Here is a 263-nt window from a genome sequence, read left to right as displayed (position 1 = left end):
CGCGTGGGCGCCAAGATCGTACGTTGAGGCAATCACCATTGACCCGCCGTCGGGCCTCTTATCCGGAATGGGTAGTTGTTCGGCGACGATGAGCAGCCCGTCGCCGTGCTCGGCGTAGCTATGTACGGTGACCCCGACTTGATGCCGACTCTTGAACCAAACACGGCCGGACAAGGACTCACCGGTGGGTAGTGTGAGCGAGTATTCGTCACCAATAGGCGGCAGATCGCCAAGGCCCAGTTGTTCGATTGCCGGACCGCCGC

Annotated in this window: 1 protein-coding gene; it reads right to left on the bottom strand. The window is 61.2% G+C overall.

The genetic code is table 11. The annotated features are described in order from the left end of the window. The coding region (locus tag SB724_RS20620; RefSeq protein ID WP_410572784.1) for a hypothetical protein at positions 1 to 263 on the bottom strand (263 nt) is incomplete at both ends.

Source organism: Bacillus sp. SIMBA_031 (assembly GCF_046535225.1).
Classification (GTDB): Bacteria; Bacillota; Bacilli; order Bacillales; family Bacillaceae; genus Bacillus; species Bacillus velezensis.
The sequence above is the reverse complement of the archived record's forward strand: the minus strand, read 5'-3'. Positions and strand labels throughout refer to the sequence as shown.